The following is a 17,819-nucleotide window of genomic DNA, read 5'->3' on the forward strand; positions in this document are numbered from 1 at the left end:
GCTAAAACATTTGCAACAAGAATTGGGGGAACACAGATGAAAAAGAAGAGCTTTTATCACACGCTGATTGCCATGACAATCGCAGTATCTGCGGCTTTGGCTGGGTGTTCGTCGGGGCAGGATGCGTCCACTAGCGCGGGACAAGCAGGGGGTACTGCGGAAGCAGGTAAAACAGGAGGAACCCTCGTCATTGCTCGTCTGTCCGATGCGAACAACCTCGATCCGCATTTCCTGTCCCAAATCCCTTCAGCAGCAATCGTTCATCACAAAGTATACGAAGGGCTTGTCCGCATGGATAAAGAAAGCAAATACGTCCCATCCCTGGCAAGTGAGTGGAAGCAGCTCGATGACTTGACGTGGGAGTTCAAGCTGCGCCAAGGCGTGACGTTCCATGATGGCGCACCTTTCAATGCGGAAGCGGTAAAGGCAACGATCGCTCGCGTTCAGGACCCTGCCGTTGGCTCCAGCCGGATTAATATGTTTGAAGCAATTAAAGAAGTGAAAGTAGTAGATGAGTACACGGTACAGTTTCTTCTGAATTACCCGTACGCACCGCTCTTGTCTGTTTTGGCGAGTGCAGAGGGAAGCATCATCAGCCCGAAGGCCATTGAACAATATAGAAAAGATTTGAGCAAGCATCCAACCGGTACAGGCCCGTACAAATTCGAAAAATGGACGCCAGGTCAAGAAGTGGTTCTCGTGAGAAATGATAGCTACTATGGCGGTAAACCAAATCTGGATAAAGTCGTTTTCAAAACCGTACCGGAAGACACAACTCGCCTTGCCATGGTTGAGACAGGAGAAGTTCAAGTGGCAGAAAACCTGCCTGTGACTGACATCGATCGCGTACAAAATTCTCCATCAATGCAATTGGGTCGATACCCTGGGTTCTCTGTCGATCACATCGGATTGAATACAAAGAAAAAGCCTTTTGATGATGTGCGTGTCCGCCAAGCCATTGCCCACGCAATCGACAAGAAGACCATTATTGAAGGTGTTTACAACAGCGTGGGAACGCCAGCTCACTCCTCGATTACACCAGCGATGGTTGGGTACAGCCCGAATGTAAAAGACATTCCGTATGACGTCGAGAAAGCGAAGCAATTGCTCGCCGAGGCTGGATATCCAAACGGCTTCAAAGCAAAAATCGCGTTGAATGATAACAAAGCGCGGATTAGCGTAGCAGAGGTTTTGCAGCAACAGCTGAAGCCAATCGGTATTGACCTGCAACTGGATGTCATGGAATTCGGTGCGTATATTGAGGCAGCATCCAAAGGGGAGACTGACCTGTTCATGAGCGGATGGGGAAATGCTACGGGAGATGCCGACTACAACCAATCGAACCTGTATCACTCGAAAGCGCATGGCGCACCTGGTAATCATTCCTTCTACAACAATCCAGAAGTAGACAAGCTGATCGACGAAGGACGCAAAGAAACAGACGCAGAAAAACGGAAGCAACTCTATGAAAAAGCACAACAAATCGAAATGAACGAAGCACCGCTTATTCCGTTCCGATTCTCCGAGAACTTGGCGGCCATTCAAAAGAATGTACAGGGTGTATGGATTAGCCCGGCAGGCCATATCGAGATTGACGAAGTAACGATTCAATAATACGAGGCGCCGCTGACATGCTTGTGTCAGTGGCGTTTTTTGGTTGAAAAGTAGAACGCCATCCCCTAAGATAGATTATATTTTGTTGACCAGCGTGTAGCGGAGGTGGAATGGCGTGAAGCAAGGAAAAACGAATGCGATGCGGATATTGGATAAAGAAAAAATCGCATACACCATGCTGACATATGCAACGGATGATGGGAAAATCGACGGAATCGCTGTCGCCCAAAAGATCGGTCGCGAAGAGAACGTTGTCTATAAAACCTTGATTTCGCAAGGGACGAGCAAATCGTATTATGTATTTGTCATTCCCGTTGAAGCCGAGCTTGATCTCAAAAAAGCGGCGAAAGCAGTCGGAGAGAAGAAGATCGAGATGATTCCCGTGAAGGAGATCACCAAAGTATCTGGCTATATTCGTGGTGGCTGTTCGCCAGTGGGGATGAAGAAATTGTTTCCGACGGTGATCGATCAACGAGCACAATCGTTAGAGACGATCATCGTCAGTGGCGGAAACATTGGCGTCCAGATCGAAATGGCAGTAGAGGGCTTGTTACAAGCAACGAAAGGCTCCTTGGCAGATGTATCTACAATCTAAAGCAAAAAGGCCACGGCATTAGCTGTGGCCTTTTGTTGTTTAGGGAAAAAGTCCCTTCCAGACTTGAATAGGGGTGTCGCATGAGCAGCAGTTCAATTCACCAGCAAGATAAGGAAGGTGGGCAAGCAGCGTTTTATCCTCAATCACAAGCGCACGTTGGTATAATCCCTGAAGTCCGCTGTCGTTTGTCATGTCCGGTCTTTTGGAGATGATTAAAAATCGTTCCGTTGTACCGTGAGAAACGGGATCGTCTTCGTAAGCGAACAAAATCTCCTCTTCCTCATCTGGCCATAAGTAGATAGACTGATCGCACGTCGGACACACTGTTACATATTCGTCTCCCGCCGAAAAGGTGAGAAGCATGTTGGCAATGTCTTTGTCCCCACGAAATGCAGCGTCCGCAGCTAATATGTAGCGCTTGTCTGCATCATGCTCTCCCATCCGTGCTAGGTGAAGGATTGATTCTGTCTGCTCTGTCAGTGATAGAATGGCACATCGGTATTCACGATAGATCTCTCTGATGGTCTCTTGATCCAATAATGGTGTCTGATCTCGTAAAAACTCCGAGGGCACATCCATTTGAGTCGCATTTTCGCTACTGGCTTCGAAAATGCCACAGGTTATGAAAATGTCCAACAGAATATCGGGGCTCTCTGTTTTTAGAGCGATCTCTACTAAATAGGGAACTGAAGCATATGTACATGGATAAATGGTATTTTGATGATACAGAAGCTCCCAATACAACTCTTCTTTTTCCTCGGAAAAATAGTCGTGCTGAATATGCTGGATGAGCGCAGGGATACGATCAGAAAAACCATAAGGACCTTGTAGCTTATCCCATATAGAACTTGCGAAATCTAGCATAAGAACATCACCTCTCTTGCTGAAATGAGCTACTATTCCCATTATCATAGTAAAATTTTCCTCAATCCGCTATAATTTGAGAATGATTATCATATGCATTTTTCGCATCGGATGGGGTGAACAGCGTTGAGTTGGACAGATATTCAAGAAAACTTTCATCTTTTTTTCGACAGAATGAATCTGGAACCGCAAAATGTGGATCAGAAAACCAGTCTGACCCTTCACCCAGATATGGGGGAGGGGTATGTTCGTCGGTTTCTTCCTCGGTATGATATGGAAGTTGTTGTATCCGACTATACATTTTACCGATCACAGAGAATCTCTCTATCTACGAAAAGTCCTATGGTAGAGCTTAATTTTTGTTTAAAAGGGGAAAGAGGCATAAGCGTGCAAGGCAAAGAGCACCAGTTGCTGCCAGGACTTTGCTCACTTCAATTCATGTCAGAAGTGGAAGCGAGGTTTGAATATGTTGGAAATGAGCCGTTCTGCATGCTTGGCATCGGTATTCCTGTGTCGACCTTCCATTATTTTATGGAGGAGTCGAATGGAGGGCGTTCCATTGAATTCGGGCAAGTTCTTGGAAAACAATCGTTTCGTATCTTTCAGGAAAAGCTGTCTCCTGCCGCTTCCGTTGCACTCCAGCGTGTGATGCAGTACGTCGCCAAACCGGGAACGAAAAAGATCGAGATGGAAACAGGCGTTTTGGGACTGCTTTCGATGGCGTTTCAATCCTTTCTGCTTGATAGCAAAACGGAATCTGTTCCCTTATCGAAAAGAGACAAAGAAAAGATCGTGCAAGCAAGGGAGATCATGTTGGAATACATGGCAGACCCGCCTTCATTACTGGAGTTGTCCCGGATGATTGGTTTAAATGACTACAAGCTGAAGATAGGTTTTAAAGCAATGTTTGGTACGACCGTTTTTGGCTACTTGCGAGAAAAGAGGTTGGAAAAAGCCTTATTTTTACTTCAACAAGGGGAAATGAATGTGACGGAAACCTCGAGTGCCATCGGATATACGAATACAAGCTACTTTGCGGAAGCATTCCGGGAGAAATATGGTGTCAACCCAAACGTATTCGTGAGACGATCCACTAACAGGTAGGCTCAGTATCCCGATAACCAGCAAACTATTCCGTCTACAGGTAGTATGGCTAACCGACCAGTAGTATCATTTGGGTCGTTGATAACGAATCTCATTTGCATATTGGTTTATGTAAGAGAGCCTCAAAAAGGAGAGAAGACGGAGTATGCAGCGACAAGGTACAATTCTTATGGCCCTTGCTATCATTTTAGTCCTGATGATAACAGGATGCGGTGGAGGATCGAGCCAACAAACAAGTGCACCAACTACGAACAAACAAGTGGGACACCAAGACTCAACGCCTGTAAAGAGCGAAAGTGCTTTTCCGCGTACGATCTCGCATCTATCAGGTGAAACGATCATTCAGGAAAAACCAGTGAAAATCGCGACGCCGTACATTGCTTTTGTTGACTACTTGGCCGTTTTGGATGAGTATCCGATTGCTGCCCAAGGTGTATCGACCATTTCGGCGAATTTTCCCAGTCTCAGTAAACGAGTGGCGGATAAAAATATCATCGATCTAGGGATGGAGGTTGATCTGGAGAAGCTGCTGGCTGTTCAGCCTGATGTCATCATTGCCGCAGATGACATGCGCGACCAATACGAAAAATTATCGCAAATTGCACCAACTGTCATCTTGCCACAGGCTGGGGATTGGCGTGAAACCCTGCAACAAATGGCTACCATTATTGGAAAAGAGGAGAAGGCTACGAATGTGCTGGCTGAGTTTGATCGAAAATCGGGGGCATACAAAGAGCAGCTCGCTTTTCGCAGTCAAGAGTCAGTCATGTTCGTCATGTACAGAGGGAAAGAGCAGTTCATTACTTGGAATGATGGACGTTTCGATCCATTTTATGATGGACTTGGCTTAAGACGAACAGAAGGGGCCAATGAAAATGGACAGCTTTCACTGGAGAGCCTCGCGCAATTAAATCCAGACCATCTGTTCGTCATCAATAATTGGCAAGCGCCGATCCAAGGTGGAGTGAAAGAGGCCTTGAAAGGAAGCAACGTCTGGAATAGCTTGAATGCCGTCAAAAACAGCCGGGTCTATGAATTGGCAGACCCTTCGTTACCAGGACCGATGGCTCTAGCGAAAATAGACGGGATTGAAGAGATCATGAAAGCGATGGGGAAGCAAAAATAACGGGTACGTTTGCCTTCATGTATACTTAATCATAATCGGAACGAATCGGTAAGCAACTAAAGGAGATTCATACGTAATGAAATCAGACCGAATAAAATTCCCAGCGGGATTTTGGGCGGGATTACAACGACTAGGGATTGCTCCCCACGACCTAGTTTACAAAGCGCGCCTGCCGATCACCGTTCTTACAGAACCAGCCGTAGTCACCACTGCCCAATATTTCAGAATCTGGCAAGCTTACTCCGATCTAGTTGGTGACATTGCAACCGGAATCATCAAGCTTTCAACCAACTTTGAAACGGCACAATACCCACCGACTGTTTTAGCGACTTACCATGCTCGTGACTATCGCGACGCGCTTAATCGAATGGCCCGGTACAAACAACTGTGCCCTCCGGAAAGGTTGCGTATAACAGAGGAGGGCGAGCACTGTACAATCGAGTTGGAGTGGATGCACAGCGAGCAGCCCGGACCACCAGTTCTGGTTGGAACCACGCTAGCCTTTCTCCTAGAACTTGGGCGACGGGGCACGGGCAAGCGTTTAACTGCACAGTCCGTGGAATTTTCTCACTCGATGGGGGATGTAACTGTCCTTGAGGCTTACTTCGGTTGCTCGATTCCGATTGGTGCCACCGTTAACCGATTAACACTCTATCGACGCGATCTGGACCGCCTCTTTCTTTCGTATAACAAAGAATTGCTGGAGATTTTGACACCTGTATTGGACCGATCATTGGATGAAGAGAGCAGTCATTCAATTGCTGAGATGGTCAAGTGGATTTTGAAGCGAAGTCTAACTGGAGGCCGCCTTGATATTCGAGCTGTTGCGAGCGAACTGGGCATGAGCGATCGTACCTTGCAGCGCCGTCTTACGGATGAATGCACAACGTTCAAGCAACTGCTGACACAGGCTCGGCATGAACAGGCACGAGAATACTTGGCCGACCCCAAGCTAGATATAAAAGAAGTGGCTTTCTTAATTGGATATGAAGATCAGAACTCGTTTTACCGGGCCTTTCGCCTTTGGGAAGGCGATACACCCTCCAATTGGCGTTCCGAATATTTTCGGGTCAATCCCGCCGTCAAAGAATTTCCAAGCTGACCGATTTCAAGCAGGTCTACTATTTTCCGGGTTTCTATATTTGGCGGGTTCAGCAAGAAATTTGGCGTTGTACGCTAGTTACCGAACGATCCAGAACAAGTACGATAATCTCTATCCGGAGCACAAGGATGTTCCAAGATGAACTTCTAGTCAGCTTACCGTGAATGACTACAAAGGAGACAAGTGTTATGGATATGGGATTAAGGAGCAAAACTGCTTTCGTAACTGGATCGACGAAAGGGATTGGGAAAGCAATTGCCATTGAGCTCGCCAGAGAAGGCGTCAATGTCCTCGTAAATGGACGGAATGACGAAGAGGTAGAACGAATCGTAAATGAATTGAAGTCGGAATTCCCGGCTACTTCTCCACAGAATGCTACGGCCGATATTGTGGATAGGCAGCAAAGAGAAGCTTTATTTGAGAAATATCCTCACGTGGATATTCTTGTTAACAATATGGGTATTTATGAAATCATGTCCTATGAAGACGTTGACGATGAAGTATGGGAAAAATACTTCCGAACAAATGTCCTTGCCGCGAATGCATTATCTAAATTTTACTTACCTACCATGTTGAAGAACAATGATGGACGAATCATCTTTATAGCAAGTGAAGAAGCGATTATGCCTTCAGGGCAAATGCCTCAGTATTGCATGACGAAATCTATGCTATTATCACTGTCAAAAAGTCTATCTAAGCTAACGATAGGAACAGAAGTCACATCCAATACAATCATGCCAGGTCCAACACTTTCCGAAAATGTATATCAAATCATTGATAGTCTGTTTCCTGATGATATGGCATTTTCGGAAAAAGAGAATCAATTTATGGCTGCAAACCTGCCCCAATCCGAATTACAGCGGTTTATCAAGCCTTTTGAAATAGGTAGGCTGGTAGCGTTCGTATCCAGCCCTTATGCAACCGCATTTAAAGGTTCACCAATTCGTATGGACGGGGGCATGGTGCCAACTATTTTTTAACATGAATTCCATATTTGCGATCAGAATTGCCAATGTTTCCATACATATGATACGATAATGTTGAAAAAAGACAAGAGAGGATGTCCAGTATGATTAAAGGATTATACGAAGCGCATTTACCTGTCAAAAATCTCTTGAGATCCATTGAGTTTTACAAACAGTTGGATTTGGAACTCGCCCATCAGACTCCTACAATTGCTTTCTTTTGGATTGAAAAAGGGCGCAGCTGGTTAGGATTATGGGAGACAGACCGGGTAGATACTCCTTACCACGTTTCGTTACGTCATGTTGCCTTTCAAATTGATCGCAAAGATATGGATGAAGCGAAGAAGTGGTTGGAACAGAAGGGGATAGAGGTAACAACGAGCTTCGGTTTCCCACCAGAAAAACAGCCGCTTGTATTGCCAAATAACCCCCAAGCTCACGCTGCTATTTATTTTGAAGATCCTGATGGCAACTTACTGGAATTCATCGCACCCTTACGAATTGATTTTGAGGAAGCCTTCAAAATGATGACGCTAGAGGATTGGAATAAAAGGGAAGGATAGGAAAGATTTTTCAAACGGGGAGACACTTGTGAAAAGCTACTAGCTGCGACTGTAAGGAAGATACTCAAAAGTCCTGATGCATCTGTTCATCAGGACTTTTTCTTTGCTTACTCTGTTTGGAACGAACCGAAAATCTCCAGGTAGTGTGCATTGTACATGATGCCGAGGACATTCCCAAAAGGATCAAGGACAGAAGCCGTTATGAATCCGTCACCACGCTGGATCAGGGGTTCGTACTCTCTTGCTCCCATAGATAAGAGCTTATCCAGTACGAATTCGATATCGTCGACGTGCCAGTACATCACAGCGCCACCCGGACCAGGTACCGCCGCAGCAGGTGCGAAACGGCGATCAATGAGGCCAAGTTCGTGTTTGTAGTCTCCAATGCGAAACTCGACATAGGCGAGCTGTCCATCCGGCCCAGACCGCTCGAAGTACGGCGCAATGCCCAGTAGTTCCGTGTACCACTTTTTTGCCGCCTGCACATCATCCGCCCAATAACTAATCGTAGCAAAGCCCCGCAAGGTTTGGGTGTGACTCATCATCGAAATTCCTCCTTCAAATGGATGGTACTTCCGATTATAAGGATCGACTACTGACAACTGTCTGTCAGTAGTTTGAATTACTTTCCCTTAACTGTACTTACTCAGTACATCAAAAAACTCTTTCAGAAAATGATAAAAAAGCTTTTCAGAAGGGGGCAGCTCACGGTTGTTAGGAATGATAATGCCCACTGTTCGCGTCACCAATGGCTCACTTATCGGGATTTTCACGGTCTCACGGGGAACGTTATCTGTTAACGTTAGCTCCGGCAATAATGTGACGCCCAAGCCAGCCGCCACCAATCCTTTAATGGCATCGATATCTTCCCCTTCAAAAGCAACTTTAGGAGAAAAGCCCATTTGTGAGCAAGCATTGACTGCGATATTGCGGAGGATGAAACCGGGTGGAAACAACACGAATGTATCTTCCTGCAACTGACTGAGACGCAAGCTTGGCTGCTTGGACAGCGGGTGCTTCGCGGGCAACAACGCGACTATATTTTCAGCGAAGAAGATGTGGCTGCGCACATTTTTTTCCTGAGTGGGAACGGGTCCAAGAAAAGCCAAGTCGATTTCACCGTTGATGACCGAATCGATCAGTCCCTGATAAGAGCCTTGCTTTAATTGAAAGCCGATGTCCGGATACCTGGCGCGAAAACCAGAGATGACCGTCGGAAGGGGATTGGCAGCGAGGCTGCTCGTAAAGCCTACCCGAATCGTGCCGCGTGACGGGTCGAGGAACTCCTCAATCTTCTCCTTTGCCTTCTCGATTTCGTTCATCGCCATTTCGACGTGTTGCAAAAAGATTTTTCCAACTGCCGTTAGCTTGATATTGCGACCTTCACGAAGGAACAGCGACACACCGAGTTCTTCCTCCAGATTGGCGATTTGCCGACTGAGGGCAGATTGGGCGACGTGCAAATGATGTGAGGCTTCGGTGAAGTGCTCTCGTTTGGCAACCTCGATGAAGTATTGAATCTGTCGTAGCTCCATGAATACCCCCACCTTACCTATTGATCTCGATTTGAGATAGATTTTGCATAAATTATATATTGTTTGTATCGTTTCACTCAATCTAAAATTAACATACCAGAGAGAGCAAGGAGAGTGGAGATACATGACGACACAAGGAATGCCTGCTAAGCAAGGTCTGTACGATCCGATTTTCGAACATGACGCTTGCGGAATTGGTTTTATTGCCAATTTGAAATCGAAATCGACGCATGATATGGTCCGAAAGGGTCTGAAAATTCTGTGCAAACTGGAACACCGCGGCGGTCAAGGCAGTGATCCAGAAACGGGAGACGGTGCAGGGATTTTAACGCAAATTCCCCACGCCTTTTTCAAAAAGACCTGTAAAGAGCTGAATATCACGCTGCCGGCGCCAGGCAAATACGGTGTAGGTATGCTGTTTCTTCCGATGGATGAAACGAAACGGCAAAAGTATGAAGATCAGCTGGAGGCGATAGTCGCGGCAGAGGGACAAAAGCTACTCGGCTGGAGAACAGTACCTGTCGATGCGACGAAAATTGGCAAAACGGCTGTAGCGAGTCAGCCCTATGTCCGCCAAGTATTCATCGGAGCCAGCTCGAATATACAGGACCAACTGGCATTTGAACGGAAGCTATACGTTATTCGCAAGCAGGTGGAACAGGCAACAGGTGCTGATTTTTACGCCGCTTCCATGTCTTCGCGTACGATTGTCTATAAAGGATTGCTCACACCAGGACAGCTAGATGCTTTTTACCTTGATTTGCAAGATAATTCTTACACTTCTGTTTTCTCGGTCGTTCACTCGCGTTTCAGCACGAACACATTCCCTACATGGGAGAGGGCACACCCGAACCGTTATTTGATTCACAACGGGGAAATCAACACCTTGCAAGGAAACATTAACTGGATGATGGCTCGTGAAAAAATGTTCCAGTCCGATGCGTTTGGTGCTGATTTGGCAAAAGTGGTGCCAGTCATTGATATGGCGGGCAGTGATTCAGCGATTTTGGATAATTGTGTAGAGTTTTTCTCGCTGGCAGGCCGTTCCTTGCCGCATGTTGCGATGATGATGATTCCTGAACCGTGGGATCAGGATGAGCGAATCGACGAAAATAAGAAAGCTTTTTACGAGTATCATAGCTGCCTCATGGAGCCGTGGGACGGTCCAACAGCTATTTCTTTCACGGATGGCAGACATATCGGCGCGATTCTCGACCGAAACGGATTGCGACCAGCGAGATACTATGTGACATCAGATGATACGATTATTTTCTCATCAGAGGTTGGAGTTCTCGAAGTACCAGATGAAACAATTGTCCAGAAAGGACGGCTTAGCCCTGGACGAATGCTGCTTGTCGATCTCGAGGAAGGCAGAATCGTATCAGACGAGGAAATCAAGCAAAAAATCGCAAGCGAACAGCCATATCGGGAGTGGGTGAAAAACAACCTGCAGGCTATCGAGGATTTGCCGGTAGCAGGACGCACGGAGGAGTTGCAAGGAGATAGCCTGCTTGCGCACCAAAAAGCATTTGGCTATACACAGGAGGAAGTCGACAAGGTACTTGCCCCGATGGTGGCTGAGCAGAAAGACCCCATTGGTTCGATGGGCGTAGACACACCCCTCGCGGTATTGTCTGATCGCGCACAGCTTTTGTACCACTATTTCAAACAGTCCTTCGCCCAAGTCACGAATCCGCCGATTGATGCACTACGGGAGGCCTGCGTAACATCGACCCATACTGTGCTTGGCGCGGAAGGAAACCTCTTGGCACCGGATGCGAGCAATTGCCGCAGAATTCGTTTGACCAATCCTTTGATCTCCAATCAAGACCTGGCGAGGCTTCGCGCCAACCCATACCAAGAGTTCAAGGCGAAAACCTTGTCGATGCTCTTACCGGCACAAGGGGGAGAACAGGGGCTAGAGCTGGCACTTGATCAATTATTCGCTGCGGCGGATGAAGCGATTGCTGCTGGTTACTCCTTGCTGATTTTATCAGATCGCGGAATGAATCAAGATTTGGCTGCGATCCCCGCCTTGCTGGCTGGAAGTGGACTTCACCATCATCTCGTCCGCACAGGGACACGAACCAAAGCGAGCATCATCATCGAATCCGGAGAACCGCGTGATGTACATCAGTTCGCCATGCTGATTGGTTACGGTGCCGACGCGATCAACCCATACGTCGCCATCTCAACTGTAAACAATCTGGTTGTATCGTCTAAGCTGAAGGATCTCACTAGCGACGAAGCAGTCGAAGTGTATCTGCAAACAGCTGTAGAAGGTGTCGTAAAAGTCATGTCCAAGATGGGTATCTCGACCATTCAGAGCTACCGCGGCGCACAAATTTTTGAAGCAGTGGGCATCCATTCTGCCGTCATCGATCGCTATTTTAGCCGTACGCCTTCTCAGATTTCGGGGATTGGATTGGATGTAATTGCGCAAGAGACTTTGCTTCGCCATGCAAAAGCATTTTTGCCAGAGCATTCCGAGGAAGCATTGGAGGCAGGCAGCGATTTTCAGTTCCGCCGTGACGGTGAGTTCCACCTGTTCAATCCGAAGACGGTTCATGCCCTGCAAAAAGCTTGTCGGGAAGGCAGCTATGAGCAGTACAAAATCTATGCGGAGCAAGCGACAGCACAGCAATTCGTAGCCCTGCGACATTTGCTCGATTTCAAGTCCAATCGACAGCCGATCCCGCTGAACGAGGTAGAATCTGTTGACTCTATTGTTCATCGTTTTAAAACGGGGGCAATGTCATACGGCTCTCTTAGCAAGGAAGCGCATGAGACCTTAGCAATTGCCATGAACCGTTTGGGTGCGAAAAGCAACAGCGGGGAAGGTGGCGAAGATTCGGCACGTTACATCATGGATGAAAACGGAGATTTGCGACGCAGTTCGATTAAGCAGGTCGCATCAGGACGCTTTGGCGTATCCAGTCATTACTTGGTCAACGCCTCTGAGATCCAAATTAAGATGGCACAAGGAGCAAAGCCGGGCGAAGGCGGTCAATTGCCAGGAAGCAAAGTCTACCCATGGATTGCCGAAGTACGCGGATCGACACCAGGAGTTGGACTCATTTCGCCGCCGCCTCATCACGATATTTATTCGATCGAGGATTTGGCACAGCTGATTTTTGACTTAAAAAATGCGAATCCACGTGCACGAATCAGCGTGAAGCTCGTATCCAAGGCTGGAGTCGGAACGATTGCGGCTGGTGTCGCGAAAGGTCTCGCAGATGTCATTGTCGTCAGTGGACACGATGGCGGCACAGGCGCTTCCCCAAAATCAAGCATCAAGCACGCAGGACTGCCATGGGAGCTCGGACTTGCTGAGACACATCAGACGCTGTTGTTGAACCAGTTGCGTGACCGTGTGGTTCTGGAAACGGACGGCAAACTGATGACCGGACGCGATGTCGTCATTGCAGCTCTACTCGGTGCGGAGGAATTCGGCTTCGCAACGGCACCACTTGTTTCCATAGGGTGTGTCATGGCTCGCGTATGCCACCTGGATACATGCCCAGTGGGTGTGGCGACACAAAATCCCGAGCTGCGCAAACGGTTTAAGGGCGATCCGCAGCACGCCGTGAATTTCATGCGTCTCGTTGCCCGTGAAGTTCGTGAGATCATGGCGGAGTTGGGCTATCGCTCCATCGAGTCGATGGTCGGTCAGAGCCATGTGCTGAAGATGAGCGACAAGGCAAAAGGACACTGGAAAGCCAAGCATGTTGATTTGTCCGCGCTCTTGTTCCAACCGGATGTCTCCGAGGAAGTGGGCCGCTATCATCAACGCAACCAAGATCACAAGCTGGAAGAAACGCTGGACCGTCAAAAACTGCTCAAGCTGTGCAAGCCAGCATTGAATAAACAGCAGCAGGTAGAGGCAAAGCTCGCCATCACCAATACGAATCGCGTGGTTGGTACGATCCTGGGCAGCGAGGTAACCAAACGCTTTGGCGAGCACGGTCTGCCGGAGGATACAATCCGCCTGCATTTTACTGGCTCGGCAGGTCAAAGCTTCGGGGCATTTGTTCCACGAGGGATCACTCTTCATCTCGAGGGAGATGCGAACGACTACGTAGGAAAAGGGTTGTCAGGCGGCAAAATTGCGGTCGCACCATCGAAAAACAGCAAATTCGCTCCCGAGCACAACATGATTATCGGAAACGTTGCGTTCTACGGAGCGACGTCTGGTGAGGCGTATATCAACGGGATGGCTGGTGAGCGATTTTGCGTTCGCAACAGTGGAGTGACGGCAGTCGTTGAAGGAGTAGGCGACCATGGCTGCGAGTATATGACTGGAGGACGCGTCGTCGTTCTCGGCCCCGTCGGCAAAAACTTTGCAGCAGGGATGTCAGGCGGTACAGCGTACGTTCTGGCTGAGGATAAAGAGAAGTTTGCTGCGATGTGCAATCAAGAGATGGTACTCCTGGAGGCACTGGAAGATCAACGGGATATCGCTCGAGTCAAACGCTTGCTGGAAAACCACGTCAGCCACACAGGCAGCCGTCATGCACAAGCTTTGCTCGATGAGTGGGAACGTACCGTCCAACAGTTTGTCAAAGTCATTCCAAAAGATTACAAGCAAATCGTCTCCACGATGGAGGAGTTGGAGAAATCCGGTATGAAGCGTCAAGAGGCGATTTTGGCCGCTTTTGAAATGAGCCAGAAGAAAGGCGATGCCAAAGCACCGAAAAAGAAAGCGCCCGAGCAACCCTTTGTCTCTGTGGGCAAATAAGGAGGATAGCCGATGACTTATGTTGTGAGTCGTCGGCTTTTTCTTTTGGTAACCAATCCCTTGTCCATGACGTCATAGGTGTAGGTGTAAGATTTTGCTAATAAGCCAGCGAAAGAAGGGATCATGGATGAAACGATGCACCATCATGGCTGTATCCATCGCTGCTCTACTATTTTCGCCAGTCATCGCCTCCGCCAAGGAAGGCGTGATCAACAGCAAGGGAGAATGGAGCGTGGCACCTACGTTCGAGGAAGTGAAGGACACGGGTGGACTCTACGCTGCTACACTGGGAGACAGTCCAGCCAACCAATCTTGGGGTTTCATTGATCAAAGAGGAAAGTGGGTAATTAAGCCTCAATTCTCGTACGTGGGTTCCTTCGCTGCCAACGGACTTGCGCCTGCTACACAAAACCTGAAATACGGTTATATCAATAAAAAGGGAGAATGGGTCATCAAGCCACAGTTTGACTATGCCGCCGATTTTTCCTCGAATGGACTCGCTGAGGCTCGCATAAAAGGTAACACGGAATACGGTAAGATCGGTTATATCAACAACAAGGGAAAATGGGTCATCAAACCGCAGTTTCATCCCATCGAACAGGAGAAAACCATAGTAGCGGACCGTTCCTTCTCCTCGAATGGGTTAGCTTGGGCATACAAGGATGGAAAAGTCGGCTTTATCAATGCGAAAGGCCAATGGGCGATCAAACCGCAGTTTACATATGCGAGTTCGTTCGGTGCAGACGGCTTGGCAGTTGCGGATCAGAATGGAAAATTGGGCTTTATTGACGGAAAAGGAGGCTGGGTGATCAAGCCACAATTTGATCAAGCTAACAAATTCGTCAATGGGATAGCCAAGGTAATGATCAATGGTAAGGTGGCGTACATCAACGAAAAAGGGAAGACATTGCTCAAGACAGCCTATACCGATGCAGGCGACTTCCATCAAGGTCTGGCATGGATTGTGTCAAACGGAAAGGTTGGTTATATCGACACCAAGGGAAAACTAGTGATTAACCCTAGCTTTGAACCCGATTATGGAATGGATACGAGCGCAGGCGACTTTCAGTCAAATGGCTTGGCACCCGCCTTGTTAAACGGGAAATGGGGCTTTATCAACAGAAAAGGAGCATGGGTCATCAAGCCGCAGTTTGCTTGGGTGAGGAGCTATTCTCCAGCAGGCTTTGCGGTGGTCGGTGTCCAGTAACGATTTCTTTCAATCGGATTGGGAAAGTAGACAGATTTTGGTATGATAAGAAAAGATTCGATAAATGATCGTACTGGCAGGTGATGTGATGTTTTTCCAGAATCAAGATTCGCAATCAAGTTATCGCCAAACCCCTGAAAATTCTTCTCTATCCCCAAGCACTAAAAACTCAACGCCACATGTCTTGCAGCTCGCCAAAAAAATCGGAAACAAAGCCATGACCCATTTACTCCAAATGCAAAGAAATAACCAACCCGTCATACAAGGCAAATTCAAGGGTATTGAAGCAACCGATTACAAAGCAGATGGGTATAAAAACAATCAAAATAATGAAGGTCAGTTTACTGCTGTGCAAGCAGATAAAGGCCTGCCTACCTTTTTTGGCGTGTTGAAAGATACATATGGTGAGGACAACGTAAATAAAAGTTTCTTTTCCAAGACAGAAGTATTAGGAGATACATGTGATCGTCCTCATTCCGTTACGGCTATCGTAAAAAAAGGCACATCGAGAAAGGATCGTAAAGGCGATCCTGTTGTAAGTGCGATCGGCAATTTGGGTACAGAAGAGCGAATGATACGGGATGGAAAAAATGATGCAGCCAAAACCGCATACGATGGGGGGCACTTGGTCGGTTATCAGATTATCAGAGGAATCGAAGCGAACCAAGCGTGGAATATAGCCCCGCAAGATGTGAAAAATAACGAGCATTCTTATAATAATACGATTGAAAAAATGCTACGTGGAGCGGGGAAAGGTACAGAGTATACGTACTCTGTTGAGGTGAAATACGATCAATGGAACTTTAGTGTGGATCAAGAGCAATTGGTAAAGCTAGGTGCTTTGAAACAGGTTGATTCAACGAAGCCATGGGAAATTCAGCTACCAGTCCGGATTCCCTTTAAATGGGATGCAAAGGCGGATATGACCAAGAAAGATGAAAAGAAATGGAAATTTGCCAGTCCAACAGAGGGTGAATCTTCTTTCGAACAGTTTTCTCAAACAATGGATGAAGGTAATTTGGATTTTACAAGAAAAAGCCACACCGCAAGATTCAATCTCGCATTTTCCGATCAGGACGGCAATGAGGAGCTCTATGACATTGATTCCAATAATTTCGATTCAAAGAGTGTGAAAGGGATACGCTACTCCATGCATCAATCATTACCTACAGACTTTTTGAAAAATCAAAAACCGGTAGAATGGATGGGAGACGAAGCGAATGCAGTTGCTCATTTTGGTGAGGTTAATAAGGGGCAAGCTTCGTCCACGAATATTTTTGAAATCATGCCAGCCAAACTGAAACGAAACAAAATTCTTATCGATGAGATTGAAGAAATGGGTGATGTAGAAAAGCCTGAAAAAATGAGGTTTATTCCAGAAGGGATTTCTCAGTTAGATGGACGTGATGAGAAAAAATGTGTATTTATTTATCAATTAGATAAAAACAAAATTCGAAACGAATACATGACTCTTAAGAAAATAGAGGCGGATTACTACCCGTTTTTTGATGTACAACAAGAAGAAGAGGAAAAGTTTGAGAAAGAAAAGGAGGAGTTCGATAACATAGCATATGAGTTCGCTACATGTATGGAAGATTTAGACAATAAGAAAAAGGATGAGATTGAAAGTATTCAGCAAACGATGGCCCAGTATCGCAAAATACTAGAGGCACAGACCCTAACTCTAACACGGATAAAAAACCATCGAATAGGTAGGAATTTATATAAGGAAACAGTGAAAGAGATCTATCCACTATATAAAGAGAAAATATTGTGTAGCTTACAAGTATTACGAGCAATAACTGGTTATGATTCTGACATCGAATATGATAATGGTGATAAAAAATCAGATAGTAAAAACAAAACGAATATGAATGGTAAAAGAACGCTGGAGGCTAGGGAAGATAAGCGCAAAAAAAGAAAAGATGATAAGGAACAACAACAAGAATATAAAAAGATAATCGAAAAAGCGACAGGGAAGTATTTGCGAAAATCAGTAGAAGATTATTTAAATAAGAAGTAAAGAGGAGTAAAGCAATGAGTATGTACGGTGAGAAATGGGAAGAGGTGCAGGTTTTTGCCCCTGCACCCCGATTTGTCAAGCCTAGTAGAAGCTTGCTTTATTCTGCTCGGTCCCTATCGGCATCATTTTTCGCAACATCCCACGTGTCATTGCCGTCAGCCGCCACATTTTCTCCCATTTCGTTGCCAAGTGCACCCCCGGCAACCGCACCTGCAATGGTACCCAGAGGCCCTAAAATAGAACCTACGGCAGCACCTACTGCCGCACCGCCAACTGTTCCTACAGCTTCAGTAGCTCCACCGCCTGACATGTTCGCTTCGTTGTTGTCAGCGTTGTCAACAGCATCGTTGTGATTGCGTTCGTTGTTAGTAGCCAAGATTGTC

General features: G+C 46.8%; 14 protein-coding genes. 10 read left to right on the forward strand and 4 right to left on the reverse strand.

What is annotated here, in order from left to right; all coding sequences use genetic code 11:
- The first annotated feature begins 36 nt into the window (after positions 1 to 36).
- Positions 37 to 1,614, forward strand: a complete 1,578-nt coding sequence (locus ACFVS2_RS03365) for a glutathione ABC transporter substrate-binding protein (protein WP_390230885.1) — start codon at positions 37 to 39, stop codon at positions 1,612 to 1,614.
- Between the two features lie 115 nt (positions 1,615 to 1,729).
- Positions 1,730 to 2,209 (forward strand): Cys-tRNA(Pro) deacylase, encoded by a 480-nt coding sequence (gene ybaK / locus ACFVS2_RS03370; protein WP_390230888.1) that lies wholly within the window; start codon positions 1,730 to 1,732, stop codon positions 2,207 to 2,209.
- Between the two features lie 39 nt (positions 2,210 to 2,248).
- On the opposite strand, the gene ACFVS2_RS03375 is transcribed toward ybaK, so the two are convergent.
- A complete protein-coding gene (locus ACFVS2_RS03375; protein WP_390230891.1) occupies positions 2,249 to 3,073 on the reverse strand; it encodes a hypothetical protein in 825 nt (274 codons plus the stop codon).
- A 387-nt stretch (positions 3,074 to 3,460) separates the two neighbouring features.
- On the opposite strand from ACFVS2_RS03375, the gene ACFVS2_RS03380 reads away from it, so the two are divergent.
- The 5 genes from ACFVS2_RS03380 (at position 3,461) to ACFVS2_RS03400 (ending at position 7,933) form a co-directional block, all read left to right on the forward strand.
- Positions 3,461 to 4,177 (forward strand): helix-turn-helix transcriptional regulator, encoded by a 717-nt coding sequence (locus tag ACFVS2_RS03380; RefSeq protein ID WP_390230894.1) that lies wholly within the window; start codon positions 3,461 to 3,463, stop codon positions 4,175 to 4,177.
- Between the two features lie 145 nt (positions 4,178 to 4,322).
- On the forward strand, positions 4,323 to 5,303 hold the full coding sequence (locus ACFVS2_RS03385) for an ABC transporter substrate-binding protein (RefSeq protein ID WP_390230897.1): 981 nt from the start codon (positions 4,323 to 4,325) through the stop codon (positions 5,301 to 5,303).
- A gap of 76 nt (positions 5,304 to 5,379) precedes the next feature.
- On the forward strand, positions 5,380 to 6,405 hold the full coding sequence (locus ACFVS2_RS03390) for a helix-turn-helix domain-containing protein (protein WP_390230900.1): 1,026 nt from the start codon (positions 5,380 to 5,382) through the stop codon (positions 6,403 to 6,405).
- A gap of 188 nt (positions 6,406 to 6,593) precedes the next feature.
- Complete coding sequence (locus tag ACFVS2_RS03395; protein ID WP_390230907.1) at positions 6,594 to 7,385, forward strand: SDR family NAD(P)-dependent oxidoreductase; 792 nt, start codon at positions 6,594 to 6,596, stop codon at positions 7,383 to 7,385.
- 89 nt (positions 7,386 to 7,474) lie between these two features.
- Positions 7,475 to 7,933, forward strand: coding sequence for a VOC family protein (locus tag ACFVS2_RS03400; RefSeq protein WP_390230910.1), 459 nt, complete (start codon positions 7,475 to 7,477; stop codon positions 7,931 to 7,933).
- Positions 7,934 to 8,040: 107 nt separating this feature from the next.
- On the opposite strand, the gene ACFVS2_RS03405 is transcribed toward ACFVS2_RS03400, so the two are convergent.
- Together ACFVS2_RS03405 and gltC are read right to left on the reverse strand one after the other, a co-directional pair.
- Positions 8,041 to 8,475, reverse strand: a complete 435-nt coding sequence (locus tag ACFVS2_RS03405) for a VOC family protein (protein ID WP_390232386.1) — start codon at positions 8,473 to 8,475, stop codon at positions 8,041 to 8,043.
- Positions 8,476 to 8,565: 90 nt separating this feature from the next.
- Positions 8,566 to 9,468 (reverse strand): glutamate biosynthesis transcriptional regulator GltC, encoded by a 903-nt coding sequence (gene gltC, locus ACFVS2_RS03410; RefSeq protein WP_007718045.1) that lies wholly within the window; start codon positions 9,466 to 9,468, stop codon positions 8,566 to 8,568.
- 124 nt (positions 9,469 to 9,592) lie between these two features.
- Between gltC and gltB the strand changes: the two genes are divergently transcribed.
- The 3 genes from gltB (at position 9,593) to ACFVS2_RS03425 (ending at position 17,436) form a co-directional block, all read left to right on the forward strand.
- A complete protein-coding gene (gltB, locus tag ACFVS2_RS03415; RefSeq protein WP_390230914.1) occupies positions 9,593 to 14,206 on the forward strand; it encodes a glutamate synthase large subunit in 4,614 nt (1,537 codons plus the stop codon).
- Between the two features lie 127 nt (positions 14,207 to 14,333).
- The gene (locus ACFVS2_RS03420) at positions 14,334 to 15,413 is read left to right on the forward strand and encodes a WG repeat-containing protein (protein ID WP_390230917.1); all 1,080 of its coding nucleotides are present in this window, start codon (positions 14,334 to 14,336) and stop codon (positions 15,411 to 15,413) included.
- Positions 15,414 to 15,477: 64 nt separating this feature from the next.
- Entirely contained in the window at positions 15,478 to 17,436 is a 1,959-nt protein-coding gene (locus tag ACFVS2_RS03425; RefSeq protein WP_390230920.1) for a hypothetical protein, read from the forward strand.
- A 97-nt stretch (positions 17,437 to 17,533) separates the two neighbouring features.
- Here the strand turns inward: ACFVS2_RS03425 and ACFVS2_RS03430 are convergent, their stop codons facing one another.
- Positions 17,534 to 17,746, reverse strand: coding sequence for a glycine zipper domain-containing protein (locus ACFVS2_RS03430; protein ID WP_370642742.1), 213 nt, complete (start codon positions 17,744 to 17,746; stop codon positions 17,534 to 17,536).
- Positions 17,747 to 17,819: the final 73 nt, after the last annotated feature.

Source organism: Brevibacillus sp. NPDC058079, from assembly GCF_042885155.1.
Taxonomy (GTDB): domain Bacteria; phylum Bacillota; class Bacilli; order Brevibacillales; family Brevibacillaceae; genus Brevibacillus.

What these genes read in the sequence shown, in the direction of transcription:
- ACFVS2_RS03375 (WP_390230891.1), bottom strand. Translation starts at nt 3,073, where the DNA reads ATGCTAGATTTCGCAAGTTCTATATGGGATAAGCTACAAGGTCCTTAT.
- ACFVS2_RS03365 (WP_390230885.1), top strand. Translation starts at nt 37, where the DNA reads ATGAAAAAGAAGAGCTTTTATCACACGCTGATTGCCATGACAATCGCA.
- gltB (WP_390230914.1), top strand. Translation starts at nt 9,593, where the DNA reads ATGACGACACAAGGAATGCCTGCTAAGCAAGGTCTGTACGATCCGATT.
- ACFVS2_RS03385 (WP_390230897.1), top strand. Translation starts at nt 4,323, where the DNA reads ATGCAGCGACAAGGTACAATTCTTATGGCCCTTGCTATCATTTTAGTC.
- ACFVS2_RS03400 (WP_390230910.1), top strand. Translation starts at nt 7,475, where the DNA reads ATGATTAAAGGATTATACGAAGCGCATTTACCTGTCAAAAATCTCTTG.
- ACFVS2_RS03405 (WP_390232386.1), bottom strand. Translation starts at nt 8,475, where the DNA reads ATGAGTCACACCCAAACCTTGCGGGGCTTTGCTACGATTAGTTATTGG.
- gltC (WP_007718045.1), bottom strand. Translation starts at nt 9,468, where the DNA reads ATGGAGCTACGACAGATTCAATACTTCATCGAGGTTGCCAAACGAGAG.
- ACFVS2_RS03420 (WP_390230917.1), top strand. Translation starts at nt 14,334, where the DNA reads ATGAAACGATGCACCATCATGGCTGTATCCATCGCTGCTCTACTATTT.
- ACFVS2_RS03430 (WP_370642742.1), bottom strand. Translation starts at nt 17,746, where the DNA reads ATGTCAGGCGGTGGAGCTACTGAAGCTGTAGGAACAGTTGGCGGTGCG.
- ACFVS2_RS03390 (WP_390230900.1), top strand. Translation starts at nt 5,380, where the DNA reads ATGAAATCAGACCGAATAAAATTCCCAGCGGGATTTTGGGCGGGATTA.
- ACFVS2_RS03425 (WP_390230920.1), top strand. Translation starts at nt 15,478, where the DNA reads ATGATCGTACTGGCAGGTGATGTGATGTTTTTCCAGAATCAAGATTCG.
- ACFVS2_RS03395 (WP_390230907.1), top strand. Translation starts at nt 6,594, where the DNA reads ATGGATATGGGATTAAGGAGCAAAACTGCTTTCGTAACTGGATCGACG.